At 73.4% G+C, this 18603-nt stretch carries 15 protein-coding genes; 6 read left to right on the top strand and 9 right to left on the bottom strand.

The genetic code is table 11. The features are described 5' to 3' along the window. Positions 1 to 350 precede the first annotated feature (350 nt). Positions 351 to 1181, top strand: a complete 831-nt coding sequence (locus tag ACW9J6_RS25540) for an inositol monophosphatase family protein (RefSeq protein WP_457117194.1) — start codon at positions 351 to 353, stop codon at positions 1179 to 1181. On the opposite strand, the gene ACW9J6_RS25535 is transcribed toward ACW9J6_RS25540, so the two are convergent. From ACW9J6_RS25535 to hemH, 7 genes are all read right to left on the bottom strand, one after another. Then, positions 1165 to 3030 (bottom strand): autotransporter domain-containing protein, encoded by a 1866-nt coding sequence (locus ACW9J6_RS25535; protein ID WP_457117193.1) that lies wholly within the window; start codon positions 3028 to 3030, stop codon positions 1165 to 1167. The genes ACW9J6_RS25540 and ACW9J6_RS25535 overlap by 17 nt on opposite strands. 387 nt (positions 3031 to 3417) lie before the next feature. Next, positions 3418 to 4671 carry a molybdopterin molybdotransferase MoeA gene (locus tag ACW9J6_RS25530; protein ID WP_457117192.1) on the bottom strand — a complete coding sequence of 418 codons (1254 nt, stop codon included), beginning with the start codon at positions 4669 to 4671 and terminating at the stop codon, positions 3418 to 3420. Continuing rightward, entirely contained in the window at positions 4655 to 5194 is a 540-nt protein-coding gene (mobB, locus tag ACW9J6_RS25525) for a molybdopterin-guanine dinucleotide biosynthesis protein B (RefSeq protein ID WP_457117191.1), read from the bottom strand. Before mobB ends, ACW9J6_RS25530 begins: the two co-directional genes overlap by 17 nt. A 1-nt stretch (position 5195) precedes the next feature. Next, positions 5196 to 7175, bottom strand: a complete 1980-nt coding sequence (locus tag ACW9J6_RS25520; protein WP_457117190.1) for a molybdopterin biosynthesis protein — start codon at positions 7173 to 7175, stop codon at positions 5196 to 5198. Beyond that, on the bottom strand, positions 7172 to 8272 hold the full coding sequence (locus ACW9J6_RS25515; protein WP_457117189.1) for a molybdopterin-binding protein: 1101 nt from the start codon (positions 8270 to 8272) through the stop codon (positions 7172 to 7174). Before ACW9J6_RS25515 ends, ACW9J6_RS25520 begins: the two co-directional genes overlap by 4 nt. A 117-nt stretch (positions 8273 to 8389) precedes the next feature. Further along, positions 8390 to 9058: an O-methyltransferase gene (locus tag ACW9J6_RS25510; protein WP_457117188.1), complete on the bottom strand. Its 669-nt coding sequence runs from the start codon at positions 9056 to 9058 to the stop codon at positions 8390 to 8392. Continuing rightward, positions 9058 to 10140: a ferrochelatase gene (gene hemH / locus ACW9J6_RS25505; RefSeq protein ID WP_457117187.1), complete on the bottom strand. Its 1083-nt coding sequence runs from the start codon at positions 10138 to 10140 to the stop codon at positions 9058 to 9060. Before hemH ends, ACW9J6_RS25510 begins: the two co-directional genes overlap by 1 nt. A 190-nt stretch (positions 10141 to 10330) precedes the next feature. Here hemH and ACW9J6_RS25500 point away from each other — a divergent pair, with 190 nt between their 5' ends. The 4 genes from ACW9J6_RS25500 to ung all read left to right on the top strand — a co-directional run bounded on the left by ACW9J6_RS25500 (position 10331) and on the right by ung (position 15325). Beyond that, the gene (locus tag ACW9J6_RS25500) at positions 10331 to 12373 is read left to right on the top strand and encodes a hypothetical protein (protein WP_457117186.1); all 2043 of its coding nucleotides are present in this window, start codon (positions 10331 to 10333) and stop codon (positions 12371 to 12373) included. Beyond that, on the top strand, positions 12370 to 12951 hold the full coding sequence (locus tag ACW9J6_RS25495) for a hypothetical protein (protein ID WP_457117185.1): 582 nt from the start codon (positions 12370 to 12372) through the stop codon (positions 12949 to 12951). The genes ACW9J6_RS25500 and ACW9J6_RS25495 overlap by 4 nt, the downstream gene beginning before the upstream one ends. Positions 12952 to 13028: 77 nt before the next feature. Continuing rightward, positions 13029 to 14534: a bifunctional metallophosphatase/5'-nucleotidase gene (locus ACW9J6_RS25490; protein ID WP_457117184.1), complete on the top strand. Its 1506-nt coding sequence runs from the start codon at positions 13029 to 13031 to the stop codon at positions 14532 to 14534. 86 nt (positions 14535 to 14620) lie between these two features. Beyond that, the gene (gene ung / locus ACW9J6_RS25485; protein ID WP_457117183.1) at positions 14621 to 15325 is read left to right on the top strand and encodes a uracil-DNA glycosylase; all 705 of its coding nucleotides are present in this window, start codon (positions 14621 to 14623) and stop codon (positions 15323 to 15325) included. An 85-nt stretch (positions 15326 to 15410) separates the two neighbouring features. Here the strand turns inward: ung and aqpZ are convergent, their stop codons facing one another. After that, the gene (aqpZ, locus tag ACW9J6_RS25480) at positions 15411 to 16145 is read right to left on the bottom strand and encodes an aquaporin Z (RefSeq protein ID WP_457117182.1); all 735 of its coding nucleotides are present in this window, start codon (positions 16143 to 16145) and stop codon (positions 15411 to 15413) included. A gap of 198 nt (positions 16146 to 16343) precedes the next feature. Continuing rightward, a complete protein-coding gene (locus tag ACW9J6_RS25475; protein WP_457117181.1) occupies positions 16344 to 17432 on the bottom strand; it encodes an inositol-3-phosphate synthase in 1089 nt (362 codons plus the stop codon). Positions 17433 to 17563: 131 nt separating this feature from the next. Between ACW9J6_RS25475 and ACW9J6_RS25470 the strand changes: the two genes are divergently transcribed. Next, entirely contained in the window at positions 17564 to 18022 is a 459-nt protein-coding gene (locus tag ACW9J6_RS25470; protein ID WP_457117180.1) for a MaoC family dehydratase, read from the top strand. Positions 18023 to 18603: the final 581 nt, after the last annotated feature.

Genomic DNA, 18603 nt, shown 5'->3' with positions numbered 1-18603 from the left:
AAAGAGCCTGTTCAACGGACAACCGAGCGATCCCGGGTAACCCACCCGGAGCCAGACCCGCAGTCTGTCCGAAAGAAGCAGAAGCGCCCGGGCCGCTGAGTTGCAACGGCCGGCGCCGATGGGTGGTGATATACGGGCCACCTTCCGGCCTGTCAACAGCGCCCCACGACGTTTCGATGAAAAACGCGCAACATGCTGCGGTAGCGCGTGTTTTTCGCGCGCACGGGCGTCCGCCTCGCGGCTTCGGCTCCGATTTTGCCGACATTCGGTCCTTCAAGCGGGCAGGGCGGTCGCGGCCGGGATCGTCACGCCATCGCGGTCGGGCCTCGTGTATGGAGGGCCGCCCGACCATGGAGATGCCGACAGTGCACGAGCCGAACCACGATCCCTCCCGCTTCCTCCTCGCGCAGGAGATCGCGAGGCGCGCCGGCGAGCGCGCGCTGGGCTTCTTCGAGGCCCGCGACACGCTCGTGATCGAGCGCAAGACCAGCGCGCAGGACCTCGTCTCCCAGGCGGACCGGGAGGTGGAGATCCTGATCCGGGAGTCCGTCGCCGCGCGCTATCCGGACGATGCGGTCCTCGGCGAGGAGGCCGGGTTGAGCGAGGGGCGGTCGGGCTACACCTGGGTGGTGGATCCGATCGACGGGACCAGCCCGTTCCTGAACGGCCAGCCGAACTGGTGCGTGTCGATCGGCGTGCGGGGGCCGGGCGGTCGTGAATCGGGCGTGATCGCGGCGCCGGTGATGCGGGAGACCTACCTGGCCGCGCGCGGGGCCGGGGCCTGGCTGAACGGCCGCCGCCTCGCGATCGATCCCGAGACGACGCTCACCTCGGCCAATATCGGCTACGGCGCCACGTCGCGCACCCCGGCGGGCGAGGCCGCCGCCTTCGTCGAGCGCCTCTACGGCGCGGGCGGCATCCTGTTCCGCAACGGGTCGGGCGCCCTGATGCTCGCCTACGTGGCGGCGGGCCGCCTCGCGGGCTACTTCGATCCCGGGCTCAGCGCCTGGGATTGCGAGGCGGGCCTGATCCTCGTCGAGGAGGCGGGCGGCGTCGCCGAGTTCGACGGCGACCTGCTGACGCGAGGAGCCCTCCGCGCGGGCTCGCGCGCGGTGGTCGAGGATCTCCGCCGGCTGAGCGCTGGCCTCGGCGAGGCCGCGCGGCTCAGAACCGGACCGTGAGGCCGCCGCTCACCGCGTAGCCGTCGCCGCCGGTGCGGGCGAAGGTCGTCCCGCCGGTCAGCGTCGCGGTCACGGCGGCCGTGAGGTCGGCCCGCAGGCCGGCCTCGACCTGCCCGTAGACGGCGCGGCTCGCCCGCCCGAGCGGCGTCAGGATCGGCAGGAGCGGCGTCGTCGTGAGCGAGGTCACGATGGTCCGCGACCCGTCCAGGAACTCGCGCTCGGCCGTCAGGTTCACGAAGCCCAGGACGGTGCCGCCAAAGGCGGGGAGGGGCGTCGTGCGCCATTGCGCCCCGACCCGACCGACCAGGGAATCGAGCGACGTCCCGCGGACCGCCTGGGTGAGCGCCGCGTCGCCCTGCTCGGTATAGGCGTCGACCCGCGTGCTCGCGTAGGTGAGCCCGGCGATCGGGCCGAGCCGCCAGCCGTTCCAGGCATCGAACAGGTAGCCGGCCTTCGCCGCCACCACGACGCTGTCGCCGCCGGGCGAGGCGGTGATGCGGTCGATGATTCCGGGCCGGTCGACCCCGTAATCGTGCCGTCCGTAGGCCAGCACCGCGTCCCCGAACAGGTTCGCGCCCGTGTAGGAGCCGTAGGCGGCGAACTGGTAGCTGTCGGCGTCGATCCGCCCGGCGCCGCCGCGCAGGGTCGCGGACGGATTGGTGTAGTTGAACGCGAAGCCGAACCTCACGCCCGGACCCGGCGTCGCCTCGATCCCGAGCGTCCCGCCGGGGCTGTCGTAGTCGAACCCCGTGGCGAAGCCGCGAGTGCCGACATGGCCGCCCGCCTGGCTGCCCTGGCCCCAGACGATGATCGGGCTTGCGGGGCCCGCCACGGGCACCCCGGCGATGGCGCCGGTCGCGTCGAGGGGGCCGGGCGCGAAGAGGCGCAGCGCGTCGAGGCGCTGCAGCAGCGTCGTCGCGAAGCTCGTCGTGCCGATCTGCCCGAGTGCCGCCTGGGCGGCGACGCCGTTCGGGGCGGCCAGCGCATTGACGATGTAGCGCGACAGGACGAGGTAGCCCCCCTCGGTCAGGTGCACGCCGTCGAGGGACAGGAAGGTGTTCTGCACCGCCTTCGGCGCGCCGATGCAGGCCGGCACCAGCAGGCAGGGCGTGGTGGTGTTGACGAAGCCGAAGGCCGCCGGATTCGCCCCGACCCGCTGGAAGATCGCGGCCGTGTCGAGAAGGAAGATCCGCGTCCCGGACTGGGCGAAGGGGGCGAGGCCGGCCTGGAGGCCTTGGAAGTAGCTGCGCGCGAACAGGTCGGCCGCCGCGACGTTGCCGGAGGCCGCCACCGTCGGCAGGTTGCTCAGCGTCGTGAAGGCGTTGAAGGCGATCGTGCGCGCCCCGGCGCCGACGATCTGCCCGACATTCGCCACCGCGTTGGCCGTCGCGGCCTGGCCGAGGAGCGGGGCCTGGGCCGCGGTCAACCCGCCGAGCGCGGCCGTGATGCCGTCGTTGCCGCCGATGTTGATGAGGACGAGGTTCCCGGGGCCGAGCGTGGTCCCGGAGGTCCGGAAGGTCGCGACCTCCTGCGTGAAGCCCGGCAGGAGCGGCGAGACGTTGGTGGTCCCGGTCTTGGCCCCTCCGATGGCGTAGTTCGCCACCGCGGCGTCCGGCAGCCCGTAGGCGGCCTGGACGCCGTCGACGAAATTGGCGCCGTTCGAGTAGCGGCCGTTCACGTACGGAAACGGCAGCGGCCGGCCCGAGAGCCGCACGACGTTGCCGGTATCGGCGTAGCTGTCCCCGAACACCGTCAGGCCCGTCACGGATTGGGCTTGGGTGGATTGGACTTGGGCGGATTGGGCTTGGGCGCCGTGCGGCCCGGCCAGCGCCGCTCCCGTGATGCACAAGGCTGCCCATCCGGCGCGCCGCGCGCGTCTCGCCATCGATCCCATGCGGTCCTCCACGCCGGCGGCTTGCTGCCGCGCTTTCGCCGGATGAGACGCCGGGGCCGCGCCGCGGTCAATTGTCAGCGCTGCGAACGGCCAGGCCCGCCGACCGGCAATCGCCGCCTGTCTCCGGGCGGACACACCGGCATCGCCGAGGTCCGAGCCAGCGACCGGCCCTGGGCCCCAGGTTCCATAAGATCCCTTATGCGAATCACGGCTGGAGGTGCGGCGCGGGACTGTCAGCGCAGTGCCGATGAGACCTGTCAGCCTCCCCCGCCTTTTCGACGACGGGAACCGCCACGCCGCTTGTCCCGATGCGAAGGCTCGCTGCGCGGCGACCCGACCGGCTCACCACAGCAGCGGATGCAGGTACACGGCGATGCGGTCGCCCTCCGTCACGCCCGTCGCGTCCTCCGGCAGCTCCGCGAGCCCGTCGCTGCCGCACAGCGACGTGAGCAGCCCCGCGCCCTCGCGCGGGAACTTGACCGCCTCGACGCTGCCGTCCGGGGCCGCGCGCAGCGACACGCGCACGTATTCCCGCCGCCCCGCCTTCTTGCGGTAGCCGAAGGCGGCGCGGGCCGGTTGCGCCGGCGCCGGGCGGTAGGCCTCGCCGGAGAGCCGGGCGAGCAGTGGGCGCACCACGAAGAGCAGCGTCACGTAGGCCGCCACCGGGTTTCCCGGCAGACCCACGAAGGCGGTGTCGCCGACGCGGCCCATCGCCACCGGCCGCCCGGGCTTGATCGCCAGCCGCCAGAGGTCCAGCCGGCCCCCCGCCTCGACGGCCGCCTTCACGTGGTCCTCCTCGCCGGTCGAGACGCCGCCGGAGGTCAGAATGAGATCATGGTCCCGCGCAGCCGCGGCCAGGCGGTCGCACAGGCTCGCCGGCTCGTCGCGGAGGATGCCGAGGTCCGAGACCACGGCCCCGAGCCGGCGCAGCAGGGCCGCCAGGAGAACACGGTTCGAATCGTGGATCGTGCCCGGGCGCCGGACCGCGCCGGGCTCCACGAGCTCGTCGCCGGTCGAGAACAGCGCGACCCGCAATCGCCGCCGCACCGGAAGCGTCGCGTGCCCGGTCGCCGCGATGAGCGCGAGGTCGGGCGGCGTCAGCCGCCGCCCCTCCGGGACCGCCACCGCGCCCGCCGCGATGTCCTCCCCGGCGGGCCGGGCATTGGCGCCGCGCTTGAGGCCCGCGGGCAACCGCACCGCGCCGTCCTCGACGCGAACATCCTCCTGCATGAACACCGTGTCGGCATCGGGCGGCATCGGCGCGCCGGTGAAGATCCGCACCGCCGCGCCGGCGGCGCCGACGCCCTCCGCGGCGTGTCCCGCCGCGAGACGCCCGCGCACCGGCAGCACCGTCTCGCCGCCGGGCGCGAGATCGGCGAAGCAGACGGCGAACCCGTCCACGGCGGAGTTGGCGAAGGGCGGCAGGGCGCAGCGCGCGGTGAGCGTCGCGGCGGCGACCCGGCCGTCCGCCTCCCAGACCGGCACGGTCTCGGCCTCGGCGATCACCGGGAGACGCTCGGCAATCAGCGCCGCGGCCTGATCGACCGTGAGCAGCGGGCCGCCGACGGCGAAGCAATCGTCACTGAGCTGTGCCATGGCCCGCGAGCCTCATCAGGACCTCAGGGAGCGGCTCGGCCGCCGCCAGGACCGCGTCGGCGATCGCCTCCACGTCGTCGAGGGGCAGGACCGGCACGCCCGCCTCCGGGAAGGGGCGGTCGCTCGCCACCGCGACGATGCGGGGATCCTCCGGGTGGAGCGGCGGCCGGCCGTTGGCGTCCCGGAAGATTTCGAGCTTGGGATGGGCCTCGCGCTTGAAACCCTCGACGAGGACGAGGTCGCAGGGCGTGAGACGGACGAGCAGGTCCCTCAGCGTCGCCTCCGCCCCCTCCCCCACCTCGTGCATCTGCACCCAGCGTCGCGCCGAGGACACGATGACCTCGCCCGCCCCCGCGGCGCGGTGCACGTAGGAATCTTTCCCGGGATGGTCGACGTCGAAGGCGTGGTGGGCATGCTTCACCGTCGCGACGCGCAGCGACCGCGCCCGCAGGACCGGGATCAGGCGGGTGAGCAGCGTCGTCTTGCCGGCGCCGCTCCATCCGGCGAGGCCGATCACGCGCATCTCACGCTCCCTCCGCGGGTGCGAAGCCGAGATCGTGCAGGTCGGCCCTCGTCTCCGGGGCCGAGAGCTGCGCCAGGAAGGCGGCGAGCGCCGGCTCGTCCCGCCGGTCGGCCTGGTAGGCGAAGTCGTAATGCTCCTCGGTGAGGGGCAGGAAGGCGAGGCCGTAGTCGCGCGCCACCGTGGCGATGGCCACGCCCCAATCGGCCCGCCCTTGCGCCACCGCCGCGGCGACGGCGTTGTGCGAGCGGGGCTGGTTCCAATAGCCGGGCGGTCGCGCGCCGGCCAGGAGGCCGTCGATCAGCGCCCGGGTGCCCGCCCCGGTGTTGCGGTTGACCATCACCGCGTCCGTGTCGGCGAGGAAGTGCCGCACCGCCCCGGCCGCGTCCGGTCCCGCGCCGCGCGCATCCCCCGGCCGGAAGACGAGCCCCTGCAGGCGCCGCCAGCCCGGGGCGAGCACGAGACCGGATGTCAGGAAGGGCGCATTGTAGCGGCCCGTCTGCGGATCGAGGAGATGCAGGCTCGCGAGGTCGCATTCCCCGCGCCCGAGCGCCGCCAAGCCCCCCGCCGAGCCGACCCAGATGGTCCGGGTCCGTACCCCGCGCTCGGCGAGCCGGCCGACGAGGCGGTCGAGGCCCGGGCAGTGGCTGCCGACCAGCGTGAGGTCGGGCGGGCGCAGGCCCGCCCCGAGCCGCGTGACGGCGACGCGCTCCCCCGCGTCGAGTCCCGCGCGGGCCGCGGGCACCGCCAGGAATCCGTCCGCCTGCGAGAAGGCCGTGACCGTGCCCGAGCCCTTGCCGAGCGGGAGCGCCGCGAGCCCGTCGCGGGTTCGGGCGAGCGACACCATCACGAACTCGGTGCGGCCGAGTTCCGAAGCGAGGCGCTGGGGCAGCACCGCCTCGACGCGGCTCTCCTCCCGCGGCGGCAGGCCCGCCATGGCCCGGATCAGCGGCACGACGGCGTCGTGGAAGGTGAACATCGCCGAGGTCGGAAAGCCGGGCAGCACGATCACCGCCTTGGTGCCGACGGCCGCGAGGCAGAGGGGCTTACCGGGCTTCAGCGCGACGCCGTGGACGAGGATGCCGGGCGGGCCGAGCCGCGACAGGATGCGATGGGACACGTCGCCGGCGCCCTTCGAGGTGCCGCCGGAGAGCACCACCAGGTCGGCCTCCGCGAGGGCGCCGCGCAGGGCGTCCTCCAGCGCCGCCTCGTCGTCGCGGACGATGCCGCGGGGCAGCGCCTCGCCGCCGTTCTCGACGATCGCCGCGGCCAGGATGGCGCCGTTCGAATCGTAGATCCCGCCCTCCGGAAGGGGCTCGCCCGGCGCGACGAGCTCGTCGCCGGTGGAGATCACCCCGACGCGCGGGCGCCGGACCGCGGACACGCTCGCGAGGCCGCAGGCGGCGAGCATGCCGATCTCGCGGGCGGTGACCAGGGTCCCGCGCCTGAGCACCGTCTCGCCGCGGGCCATGTCGGCGCCCGCGAAGCCGATGAACTGGCCCGGCGCGGCCGGCCGGGACACGGCGACCGCGAGGGTGTCGGCCTCGACCGTGTCGGTGGCCTCGACCATCACCACCGCGTCCGCCCCGCGGGGCAGGACGCCGCCCGTGGCGATCGCGGTCGCGGTGCCGGCCGCGACGGCGAGGCGCGGCGCGATCCCGCAGGCCAGGATCTCGCGGTTGAGCCGCAGGCCGCGGGGCTCCGCCTCGGTCGCCCCCGCGATATCGGCGGCCCGGACCGCGAAACCGTCGACCAGCGCGCGGTCGAAGGGCGGCACGTCGATCGGCGAGGCGATGTCGGCCGCGAGCACCCGCCCGAGGGCGGCGCCGAGCGGCACCGGTTCCGCCTCGAGGGGCGCGTGCGTGACGGCGGCGCGAAACCGCGCCAGCGCCTCCTCACGCGGGACCACGGTCAGGAACTGCTCCTGGCGGGCCGCCCGCGCGAGGCGGGCGGTGAAGTCATCGGCCGGTAACGCGTCGCTCACAGGGGCAGGATCTCGACTGGCGTCCCGCTGGCATAGCCCTCGTGCTCGGGCGGCACCAGCACGGCGCCGTCCGCCAGCGCGAGACGGTGCAGGGGGATATCGGCCCCGCCGAGCGGTTCGACACCCTCGGCGGCGCGCCGCACGAAGACGATCTCGGTAAGCCCGACGCAGGACACGATCTTGCGCCGCAGGAGGCCGGTTGCGGGCGCGACCGGATCCGCACCGGCCAGCGCCGCGAGGAGCGGACGCCCGAGGGCGAGATGGGCGGACAGCGCCGCCTCGGGACGGCCAGGCAGGAGAAGGACGGGCCGGCCGGACGCGGTGCCGAACCCGGCCGTGTCGCCGGGCCGCAGCGCGAGGCCGTGCGCGCCGACCCCTCCGGCCCGCGCGAGCCCCTCGGCACTGCCGTCGCGCCGCCCGAAGCCGCTGCCGCCGATGAGACAGACCGCGTCGGCGGAGACGGTCGCGAGCGCGGCCGCGATCGCATCCGGGTCGTCGGGCAGGCGCGGCGCGGCGGCCACCCGGGCGCCCTCGCGGGCCAGCAGCGCGGCGAGGAGCGCCGTGAGCCGGTCCGGCGCCTCGGTCCCCGTCGCGAGGAGCGCGATCCGGGGGCGGCGCACCGCCACCGTGGCGAGGCCGGCGGCCGCGAGGGCGAGCGCGCCGAGCGGCGTGACGCGCATCCCCGCCCGCAGGATCGGGTGTCCGACCGGGATGTCTCCCCCGGCCGGCCGCGTGCCGTCGCCCGGTGGCACGTCGGCCACCGCCTCGCCCGCGGCGACCGCCTCCGCGGGCAGGACCGCGTCGGCCCCGTCGGGGACGGGATCGCCCGCCTCCAGCCAGGCCGGATCCGGCCGCAGCTTTACGGGACCCTGCGCCGAGGCGCCGACGATCGCGGCGGCCTCGACCGCGAAACCGTCGCGCAGGGCGATCCGCCGGGCCGGAACCGGAGCGCGCGCCGCGACCTCGGCGGCGGCCACGCTCCCGACCGCGTCCGCGACCGCACAAGTCTCGGGCGCGACCGGAGCCACGCCGGCCAGGAGGAGGGCCCGAGCCTCGGTGAGCGGGGTCAGCAGCGCGGAGGGCCGGCGGTGCGTCACGGCCGGGGGCCCCCGCCGCGGGCGCCGTCCCTCGCCCGGTCGAGGGAGCCGGGGCAGAGCGGTCGGGTCGTCACGGCGCGCGGGATCCGTCCGGTCCGCGCGCCGCCGCGACCCTCCTCACCCACGCACCCGCACCAGCGCGAATCCGTCCCAGCCCTTCTCGCCCACCGTCTGCAGGGCCGTCCCGTCGAGCCGGGCATCGGCGGCGATCATCGCCAGGGTGCGGCGCACCCCCTGCACGTTGGCGTCCCCGTCCGGGTCCACCACCGCTCCGCGCCGCACGATGTTGTCGAGGACGATCACGCTCCCGGGGCGCGTCAACCGCAGCGCGAAGTCCAGGTAGGCGGGGTTCGACGGCTTGTCCGCATCGACGAACACGAGGTCGAAGGGCGCGGACCCGACGAGGCGGGGCAGAACCTCGACCCCCCGCCCCTCCTCCAGCACGATCCGGTCCGAGAGGCCGGCCCGCGCGAAGGTCGCACGGGCCACCGCCGCGTGACGGGGCTCGGCCTCGATCGTCACCACCTGCCCGCCCTCCGCGAGACCGCGGGCGAGCCAAAGCGTGGAGTAGCCGCCGAGGGTGCCGATCTCCAGGATCCGCCGCGCGCCCATCATCTGGGCGAGCAGCATCAGGAGCTTGCCCTGGTTAGGGGCGACCGCGATGGGGGGCAGCCCGGCCGCCTCGCTCGCGGCGAGCGCGTCCGCCAGGGCCGCGTCCGGCGGGATCAGCCAGTCCGCCAGCGCGCGGTCGACCGAAGCCCAGCGCGGATCCTCGTCCCCCGCCATCACTCGACCCAGCCGCGCAGTTCGCGCCGCACCACGTGCTCGATCACCCTCATCCCGTCCTGCCCGTCGTTGAGGCAGGGCAGGTAGGCGAAGTGCGTGCCGCCGGCCTCCTCGAAATAGTGCCGGTTCTCGCCATCGAGCTCCTCCAGCGTCTCCAGGCAATCGGCCGTGAAGCCGGGCGCCACGATCGCGAGGCGCTTCACGCCGGAGGCGGCGAGCTCCTTTACGGTCTCGTCCGTGTAGGGCTTCAGCCACTCCTCGTTGCCGAAGCGCGACTGGAAGGTCACCCGCATGCGGTCCGGCCCGTAGCCCAGCGCCTCGCGGATGAGCCGGCCGGTCTTCACGCACTGGCAGTGATACGGGTCGCCCTTGAGCAGGTAGGATTTCGGGACGCCGTGGAAGGAGGTCAGGATCACCTCCGGCTCGAAGTCGAGTTTGGCGAGGTCGGTCCGGATCGCGTTCGCCACGGCCTCGATGTAGACCGGATCGTCGTGGTAGGGCGGCGAGACGCGCACGCTCGGCTGCCAGCGCATCTTCATCAGCGCCCGGAAGGCTTGGTCGCAGGCGGTGGCCGAGGTGGCGGCAGCGTATTGCGGGTAGAGCGGCACCAGCAGGATGCGGTCGCAGCCCTGGTCGAGCAGCGCCTGGATGCGGCCGTCGACCTCCGGCTTGCCGTAGCGCATCGCCCAATCGACCACGACGCTTCCGCCCATGGCGGCCTGGAGCTTCTGGGCCTGGCCGCGGGTGATGGTCTTGAGCGGTCCCTCGTCGAGGTCCGTGTTCCAGACGGAGGCGTAGTCGCGCCCCTTCGGTCCCGGGCGCTTGGTCAGGATCACCAGGTTGAGGAGCGGCCACCAGATCGCCCGCGGCACCTCGATCACGCGCCGGTCCGACAGGAACTCCTTCAGGTAGCGGCGCATCGGCCAGTAGCTGGTGCCCTCGGGCGTGCCGAGATTCATCAGGAGCACGCCGACCCGGCCCCAGGCGACCCGGGGATGCGCCTCCGGCAGCGGCCCGGACGCGGCGGGGGGGACAGGCGTGGCGCCGCGTTCCAGGACAGCGGCCTTCGTCACCTCGTTCATCGACCGTCCAGAGAGTTTCGCCGCGGACCCATCCCCGCGGGCGTTCCGCACGGCGCCCTACATAGCGCGCCCCCGCGGCGAACCAACGCGTCGTGACGCAGCAGGGGGCGGATCCGGCCGCACCGTGGCGGATTCTTAGGACCTGCCGCTCAAGACAGAGGGGACATCCGCTCCCAGGGTCTACCGGCCGGTGCTCGCCCTTCCCTACGATGGTCCCGGAACGCTCCTCGCCGCAGCGATCGGCCTGCCGCTGCTGCTCTGCCCGGGGGCCGTGTTCGCGCAGGGCCTCGCCATGCCGGGCTGGCGGGAGGCGCGCACCCGCCTCGACCGGATGGCCCTGTCCGTCCTCTGCACCCTCGCCTGCCTGCCGGTCCTCCTCGATCTCGCCGGGCGATTCGGCCCCTGGCCCACGGTCGCCGTCGCCGTCGCCCTGGCGATCCCGGGCGCCGCGCTGCTGGCGCGTCGCGCGCCGGAGGCGGTTCCGGCCCGGTGCCTCGCGGTCGTCGTCGCCGCCATCGCCCTCTACGGCGTCTTCTCGATCGGGATGATGCTGGACTGGCCGGTCGCGGGCGGCGCCGTGCGCAGCGTGCTGATGGCCGATTACGTGAAGCACGCGACCGCCACCCGGGCGATCGCCGATGCCGGCACGCCGCCCTACGACCCGACCTTCCTCACCACCGACCGACCGGCGATCTACTACTATTTCTACTACACGCTCCCCGCCGTGACCGAGCGGCTCGGCCTCGGAACGGTCGAGGGCCGGCACGCGGCCTTCGGGCTCGCCGCCTGGACCGGCCCGATCCTGTTCGCGCTGGCCCGCACGGTCTATCGCCAGGCCCGGATCGACCGGCCGCGGCCGGGCGCGTGGAGCGTCGAAACCTGGCTCGTCGTGCTCCTGCTCACGACCGGCCTCGACATCCTCGGGGTCGGCGCCATCGGGATCCTGTCCGGCGGTCAGAACTGGCTCGAGGATTTCGAGCAGTGGAACGAGCAGGTCGCCGCCTGGCTGACCAGTGCGCTCTGGGTGCCGCACCACGTGGCCGGCCTCGTCGCGGCCCTGGTGGCGCTGATGGCGCTCGCGGCCGAGGACGAGGCACCCGCCGATCCCGCGCGCAGCCTCCGCCGGGTCGGCCTCGCGGGGCTCGCCCTCGCCTCGCTCGCGGGACTGTCGATCTACCTCGCCATGGGGGCCGGTCTGACCCTGGCCCTGTGGCTCGGTCGCCTCGCCTGGCGGCGGCATTGGTGGAGCCTCGCGCGCGTCCTCGCGGCCGGCCTCGTCGCCCTGGCGCTCGCCGGCTCCTGGCTCGCCACGATCGTGCGCGGCCGGGTGCTCGGCGCCGACCCGCCCCTCACCCTCGGGGTCCGGCGGTTCGTCATCGCCGACACGATCCTTCCCCCGGACAGCCTGATCCAGTCCCTCACCAACCTCCTCGCCCTCCCGCTGAGCTACGGGCTGGAATTCGGCGCCTTCGCGATCGGGGCGGCGATGTACTGGCGCACGCGCCGGGAGGAGCCCGGCAGCGAACTCGCCCAGCTTCTGGTGCTCGCCGCCCTCTCCTCCTTTCTGATCGGCTCCTTCCTGCGATCGAGCGTGCTGTTCAACGATCTCGGCTGGCGCGTCATGCTGTTCGCGCAGCTCGCGATGCTGCTCTGGACCCTGGCGGCCCTGCGGTCCGGGTTCGTGCTGCGCCCCGTCCCGACTTTCGACGGATCGCGCCGGGCGGGCATCGGCTTCCTCGCCTGCATGGCGATCGGCTTCGTCGGCGAGGCCTACGGCATGACGCAGTATCGCTGGAACCGGAACACCACGCCCGCGGAGGCCGCGCTCGTCCCGCAGGAGCGGGCGGCCTGGGCCTGGCTCGACCGCACCCTGCCGGCCGGAACGGTCGTGCAGGAGCGCCCCGACCCGCCCCGAAACCGCGCCTACGGGTACGGCCTCTACGGTCGCTTCCGCACGGCGGTGTCGGACCCCTACAACGGCATCCTGTTCGGTGCCCCGTCCGCCGCGGTGGCGGCGCGGGTCGCGCGGCTCTCGCCGATCTTCTCCGATCCCGGGCTCAGCCGCGCCGAGGCGATGGCCCGCGCGGCCGAGGCGGGGATCGGCGTGCTGGTGGTGACGGCCCGCGACCCGGTCTTCGCGGCGCCCGGTGCCTGGCCGCAGCGGGCGATCCCGATCCACGCGGAGCCCGGCGTGCGGGCCTTCGCGGTCTCGCCGGAGGCTCAGATTCCGTGAGCCGCTCCCTCCTCGCCGGCCTCCTCGCGGCCGCCCTCACCTACACCCTGGCGCTCCTGCTCGGGACGGCCCTGTTCCTCACCGTCACCCGCGCGGGCGTGTTCGGCGCCGTCCCGATCCTGTTCTACCGCGGGCTCGCCGGCCTCGCCCTCACCTTCGCGCTGCTCTGGGCCGCCATGGCCGCCGTGACGCGGCGCCGCCGGCTCGGCCTGCCGCTCGCGATGCGGGACGCATTCGGGGCGAGCGTCACCGCGGCGGCGCTGCTGCTCGCCGCCTTCGTGGTCGGTCCGGTCACCGTCGACCGCTCCGTCTCGGTGTTCATGCTCGGGCGGTTCGCGGCCGCGCCCGAGGGCCTCGACGCGCCCGCGGTCGAGGACGCCTTCCGGCGGACCTACCTGGAGGAGTGGCGCCAGATCCCGCGCCGTCTCGACGAGCAGGTCGCCTCCGGCAACCTCGTGCGCGACGGCGACCGCTACCGCCTGACCCCGCAGGGCGCGCGCTTCATGCGCATCGCCCGGGGCACGGCGCGGCTCTTCGACACCGACCGCCGCTTCGTCGGCCTCTCCGACCGGCCCTGACGGCGCCGCTGTCGCTCGCCGGTCAAGATTCGCCGCCAGACAGGATGTCCCGCTTCGAGCCCGCCGCGAGGTCGCCCATGACCCATCCCACACGCCGCGAGACGATCGGCCTCGGCGCCGCCCTGACGGCGGCCCTCGCGGCCGACCCGGCCCAGGCGCGGGGGCCCGACGTCGCCTTCACCCTCGTCCTGGTGAACGACATCTACCGGATGCAGGCCGTGGAGGGGCGCGGCGGCTTCGCGAAGCTCGCGGCGATCGTCAAGGCGGAGCGGGCGCGGGGAGGCCCGGTGCTGGTCTGCCACGCGGGCGACACCTTCTCGCCCTCCCTGATGTCGGGCTTCGACAAGGGCCGGCACATCGTCGACCTCACCAACCGGGTCCGGCCGGACGTGTTCGTGCCGGGCAACCACGAGTTCGACTTCGGCCAGGCGGTGTTCCGCGAGCGGTTGGCGGAGGCGACTTTTCCAGTTCTCGCCGCGAACCTGCGCCAGGCGGACGGATCACCCGTCCCGGGCCTGCGCGATACCGCGCTCCTGACCCTCGGCGGGATCGCGGTCGGCGTGGTCGGGATCGCGCTGCCGGAGACGCCCGCGAAGTCGCAATCCGGCGACTGGCGCTTCGGTCCGGCGCTCGAGACCCTGCGCGCCGGAGCGGGCGCGCTGCGGGCGGCGGGGGCGGACTTCGTGCTCGCGGTGACCCACACGGACCGGCCGACCGACGAGGCGCTCGTCGCCAGCCGCCTCGCCGACGCGGTCCTGTCGGGCCACGACCACGACCTCGCCCTGCATTACGACGGCCGGACCGTCTTCGCGGAATCGGGCGAGGAGGCGAACGTCGTCACGGCGATCGACATCCGGGTCGCGGGCCGCCGCGAGGGCCGCCTCGCCTGGGTCCCACGCTTCCGGGTGACCGATTCGATCGACGTGGAGCCCGATCCCGAGGTCCAGGCGGTGGTCGACGGGCTGCAGCGGCAGCTCTCGGCCGATCTCGACCGGCCGCTCGGGCGCACCGATGTTTCCCTCGACACGCGGGTCGCGGCCGTGCGCGCCGCGGAGACGGCGTTCGGCGACCTCGTGGCGGACGCGCTGCGCGCGGCGACCGGGGCGGCGCTCGCCATCACCAATGGCGGCGGCATCCGCGGCAACCGGCTGTACCCGCCCGGCACCGTGCTCACCGCACGGGACGTCCTCACGGAACTCCCCTTCGGCAACACCACCGTACTTGTGGAGATCACCGGCGGGCAGGTCCGTGCCGCCCTGGAGAACGGCTACGCCGAGTTCGGCCATCCCTCCGGGCGCTTCGCCCATATCTCCGGCATGACCGTGACGGTGGCGCCCGAGGCCCCGGTCGGGGAGCGGGTGACGGAGATCCGGGTCGCGGGCGCGCCGCTCGATCCTACGGGGCGCTACACGGTGGCCTCCAACAACTTCATGCTCGGGGGCGGCAACGGCTACGGGATGCTGGCGGAGGGCCGGACGCTGATCGGCGGGACCGACGGCACCCTCCTCTCCGAGGCGGTGGTGACCTACATCCGCCAATCAGCGCCGCTATCGATCGCGACCGGCCGCATCCGGACCCGCTGACGCGCCGCACCCGGATCTCAAGGAGGTGCCCCGTCCGTGCCGAATGCCCCGCGACGACCCGGCCCTCCCTCTCCCGGAAGCTGCTGATGCCGGACCCGGATTCCGTCGCGGGCGCCCTCGCCCGCTTCCGCGCAAGCGGATCGCCGTGGCTCGCCCTGCCCTTCTTCCAGGACGGCAGCGCCGAGCAGGTCGCTGCCGCGGTGGATGCCCGGCGCGAGGCCGGGGCCACGGTGCTGCCGCCGCCCGAAGCGGTCTTCGCCGCCCTCGCCCTGACGCCGCTCCCGGCCGTGCGGGCGGTGATCCTCGGCCAGGACCCCTACCCCACGCCCGGCGATGCCCACGGCCTCGCCTTCTCGTATCGCGGCGCGCGCCGGCTCCCCGCCTCGCTGCGGGTGATCCTCGCCGAGATGGCGGAGGATACCGGCAGCCCGATGCCGAAGGCGGGCGACCTCTCGGCCTGGGCGCGCCAGGGCGTGCTCCTCCTCAACACGGCGCTGACCGTCGAGGCCGGCAAGGCGGGCGCGCACCTCGCGTTCGGCTGGGCGTCGCTCACCGACCAGGCGGTGGAGGCCGTGTCGCGGGAGCAGCCCGCCGTGGCCTTCCTCCTGTGGGGGGCGCCGGCCCGGCGCCGCGCCGCCCTGATCGACGGCGAGCGGCACCTCGTCCTGGAGGCCGGCCATCCCTCGCCCCTCAACCGGCGGGGGGATTACCGCGGCAGCCATCCCTTCAGCCGCACCAATGCCTGGCTCGCCGCGCGCGACCTCGCGCCGATCGACTGGCGCCTCGCCTGAGCGTCTCTCACGATACTCCCGATCACCGCCGTGGCTCGCCGTGGCGCTTCCAGCGCGGCGGGAGGTGTGTGAGGTGCACTGAGCCTCAGGTCGCCGTCGCCTTGGTGGCGACGCCGGTGACGGCCGCCGAGGGCTCCTCGCTGAGCCAGCGGTAGAGCACGCCGCCGAGCGCTCCGCCCGCGAGCGGCGCGACCCAGAACAGCCAGAGCTGGCCGACCGCCCAGGCGCCGGCGAACAGGGCCGGCCCGGTGCTGCGGGCGGGATTCACCGACAGGTTGGTGATCGGGATGCCGACGAGGTGGATCAGCGTCAGGCCGAGCCCGATGGCGATCGGCGCGAATCCCGCCGGCGCCTTCCCGTGGGTGGCGCCCATGATGATGAACAGGAACATCATCGTGAGCACCACCTCGGCGAGGAGCGCCGACGGCAGGCCGTAGCCCCCGGGCGAATGGGCGCCGTAACCGTTGGCCGCGAAGCCCTTGGCGGCGTCGAAGCCCGGCGCCCCGCTCGCGATCACGAAGAGCAGGCAGGCCGCCACCACCGCGCCCGCCACCTGGGCGCCCACATAGGGCCCGATGTCCCGCGACGGGAACCGTCCGCCCGCCCAGAGCCCGACCGTCACCGCCGGGTTCAGGTGGCAGCCCGAGACGTGGCCGATGGCGTAGGCCATGGTGAGCACCGTGAGACCGAAGGCGAAGGATACGCCGAGGAGCCCGATGCCGACCTGCGGGAAGGCGGCGGCGAGGACCGCGCTTCCGCACCCGCCGAAGGTGAGCCAGAACGTGCCGACACCCTCGGCGACGCATTTGCGAAGCATCATCACGTCCTCCCGATCGCGACGGAACTCGCAAGGACGCGGCGCCCAGCCGAGTTCGACCGCGCCACGTCGTCCGCATGCCTGCAGTAGATACGGCGGATCGAGAATTCGCAAGTGCAGCCGAGGTCCAAGACTCCACCGGATCGGGTGAGCCGGCGAAGAAGTCAATCCTGCCGCCGACGACGGAGTGCCGAGAGCTTGTCAGTCGGGGTCGGATTCTCCCGCCACGAAGCGCAGGGTGCGCCGGTGGGCCTCCTCGTCGGTGAATTGCTGCGGCGGCGACTTCATGAACCAGCTCGACGGGCCGATCAGCGCGCCCCCGATGCCGCGGTCGCGGGCGATCCCGGCGCAGCGGACCGCGTCGATGACGACGCCGGCGGAGTTCGGCGAATCCCAGACCTCGAGCTTCAGCTCGACATTGAGCGGAACGCCCCCGAAGGCGGTGCCTTCGAGACGGATATGCGCCCATTTCCGATCGGTCAGCCAGGGCACGTAGTCGCTCGGGCCGACATGGATGTCGTCTGGGTCGAGGGGCGCGTCGAGCTGGCTCGTGACGGCCCGCGTCTTCGAGATCTTCTTCGATTCGAGCCGCTCGCGCTCCAGCATGTTCCGGAAGTCGGAATTGCCGCCGAAGTTGAGCTGGTAGGTGCGGTCGAGGCGCACGCCGCGCTCGCGGAACAGGGCAGCGAGGGCCCGGTGCACGATGGTGGCGCCGACCTGGCTCTTGATGTCGTCGCCGATGAGGGGCAGGCGCCGTTCCGCGAAGCGCGCCCGCCACTCGGGATCGGAGGCGATGAAGACCGGGATGCAGTTGACGAAGCCGCAGCCGGCCCTGAGCGCCGCCTCGGCGTAATGCTCGGTGGCGGCCTGCGCGCCGACCGGCAGGTAGGAGACGAGGATCTCGGCGCCCGCCTGGTCCAGCGCCGCCGCCACGTCGACCGGGGCTTCCGGCGATTCGGGCACCACGTCGCGCAGGTAGCGGCCCAGCCCGTCCAGGGTCGGCCCGCGGGCGACCGTGACGCCGGTCGGCGCCACCGCGGCGAAGCGCGCGGTGTTGTTGGGCGCCGCACCGATCGCCTCCGCGAGGTCGCGCCCGACCTTCGCGGCGGCGACATCGAAGGCCGCGACGATCGCGACATCCGCCACGTGGTAGCCGCCGAGCACGACGTTCATGAGGCCCGGGACGGCCTCGCCGGGCGCCGCGTCGCGGTAGTGCGTGAGGCCCTGAACGAAGGACGAGGCGCAGTTTCCGACGCCCGCGATGGCGATCCGCAATCTCCGCTGTCCCAACGCACGCACTCCCTGCCGCGAGGAACCCCCGCCCGGCAGCTATGTAGAACACTCACCGGGAGTATCATCCCCCCATCCACAGCCATCGCCACGCGGCCGCCGAGGTTCTAGGCTCGCCCCGGGAGGATCGTATGAAGGCATTCGACGGACCCGAGGCCCTGATGGCAGCGCTCGGGCAGGAGATCGGCATCGGCGCCTGGATCACGGTGGATCAGGCCATGATCGACCGCTTCGCCGCCGCGACGGGCGACCACCAGTGGATCCACACCGATCCGGAGCGCGCCGCCCGCGAATCGCCCTACGGCCGGACGGTGGCGCATGGCTATCTGACGCTGTCGCTGGTGCCGCAATTCATCGCGGCGGTCCGGCGACTGGAGGGGTTGCGTCTCAGCCTGAATTACGGGCTCGACCGGGTGCGCTTCCCCGCGCCCGTCCTGGCCGGGGCGCGTCTGCGCGGGCGGGTCTCGCTCACCGCGGCGTCGCCCGTGCCCCCGCGCGGGCTGCGGGTCACCTACGGGGTCACCGTCGAGATCGAGGACGAGGAGCGCCCGGCCTGCATCGCCGCGGCGGTCGTGCTGCACCAGTGGTGAGGCGTGGACTCCGCTTTCCGCGATAGGAGACGATCGGAGGCTCCGTGAACGCGCCTCCGTCTCGGCAGGATGCGATTTTGACGACAGCCTACGCAAGTCCAGCCCGGCGCGGGATCCCCTCTCCCGTACCGGAGAGGGGTAGGGGTGAGGGTCCAGGACCGTGCCGTCGTCAAGCGGCGACTGTTGTGCTGGCAGCGGGACACTTCAGAATTCTTGCTGAACCACCTGGACCCTCATGCGGGATCTCCGATCCCCTGCCCGTCTCCCGCACGGGCTAGGGTCTGAACTCAATCAGCTTGGCCGCGTGAAGGGCTGCTGACGGTGGGGAGCCGAAGTTTGCTGCGCGCCGACATGCGGACGTTCAAGCCAGTGGAGGATGGTTCGATTTGATTGTGCTTGTATCAGGTCAGCGGGAAGTCACTCTAGCAAATTTCAACCATCGGTAGTGATGACAACCGCGGATGATGGCACTTGAGTGAGATCAGCAGATGTCACGATCTCGTCATCTTCACTGCTGCGACGCTCGCGCAGTAGTGACACTGGGAAGGCTGCAGTTGAGAATATATTAACCTGATAGTTGT

Source organism: Methylobacterium sp. JK268 (assembly GCF_054052225.1).
This window is presented reverse-complemented; position numbering and strand designations above follow the sequence as displayed.

What these genes read in the sequence shown, in the direction of transcription:
- ACW9J6_RS25540 (WP_457117194.1), top strand. Translation starts at nt 351, where the DNA reads ATGGAGATGCCGACAGTGCACGAGCCGAACCACGATCCCTCCCGCTTC.
- ACW9J6_RS25530 (WP_457117192.1), bottom strand. Translation starts at nt 4,671, where the DNA reads ATGGCACAGCTCAGTGACGATTGCTTCGCCGTCGGCGGCCCGCTGCTC.
- mobB (WP_457117191.1), bottom strand. Translation starts at nt 5,194, where the DNA reads ATGCGCGTGATCGGCCTCGCCGGATGGAGCGGCGCCGGCAAGACGACG.
- ACW9J6_RS25510 (WP_457117188.1), bottom strand. Translation starts at nt 9,058, where the DNA reads ATGGCGGGGGACGAGGATCCGCGCTGGGCTTCGGTCGACCGCGCGCTG.
- hemH (WP_457117187.1), bottom strand. Translation starts at nt 10,140, where the DNA reads ATGAACGAGGTGACGAAGGCCGCTGTCCTGGAACGCGGCGCCACGCCT.
- ACW9J6_RS25490 (WP_457117184.1), top strand. Translation starts at nt 13,029, where the DNA reads ATGACCCATCCCACACGCCGCGAGACGATCGGCCTCGGCGCCGCCCTG.
- ung (WP_457117183.1), top strand. Translation starts at nt 14,621, where the DNA reads ATGCCGGACCCGGATTCCGTCGCGGGCGCCCTCGCCCGCTTCCGCGCA.
- aqpZ (WP_457117182.1), bottom strand. Translation starts at nt 16,145, where the DNA reads ATGATGCTTCGCAAATGCGTCGCCGAGGGTGTCGGCACGTTCTGGCTC.
- ACW9J6_RS25470 (WP_457117180.1), top strand. Translation starts at nt 17,564, where the DNA reads ATGAAGGCATTCGACGGACCCGAGGCCCTGATGGCAGCGCTCGGGCAG.